This window comes from Agrobacterium sp. ST15.13.013 (assembly GCF_027956525.1).
Classification (GTDB): domain Bacteria; phylum Pseudomonadota; class Alphaproteobacteria; order Rhizobiales; family Rhizobiaceae; genus Agrobacterium; species Agrobacterium salinitolerans.
Genome location: NZ_JAQKGP010000115.1, coordinates 1 through 391 on the forward strand (window position 1 = coordinate 1; position 391 = coordinate 391).

Genomic DNA, 391 nt, shown 5'->3' on the forward strand with positions numbered 1-391 from the left:
CACCAGGATGCCGTCATCGGGCAGCGCCTGCGCAATCGCGTCATTCAATTTAGCGTAATCGCCGCACTGGTCGCGCAGCCCCTGCTCCGCCCCCTCTACCGCCTCTTTAAGTTGGCTATCCCAACGCGCATCGCCCCATATCCGGCCCTGCACCCGCGCTGCCAGCGCCGCTAATAGCGCCCGGCAATCCGCCACCAGGGTATTGTCCATCAAGTAGTTACGGCTGGCCGCCGCCGGGTCAATATCAATCTGCACCCGCGGCGTGGGCAGTTCCAGCGTCCACGAGCGCGTTTCGTTGCTGCGCAGCCGGGAACCGGCAACAAGTGTGAAATCACATTGTGAAATCAGCGCTTCAACCGAGGGAGAATTATGAAACGCGCGCAGGCTGGCG

At 62.1% G+C, this 391-nt stretch carries 1 protein-coding gene; it reads right to left on the reverse strand.

Features of this window, described 5'->3' with window-relative positions; genetic code table 11:
- Positions 1–391: hypothetical protein (locus PL597_RS26145; protein ID WP_442866801.1), on the reverse strand; the 391-nt coding region annotated here is incomplete at both ends.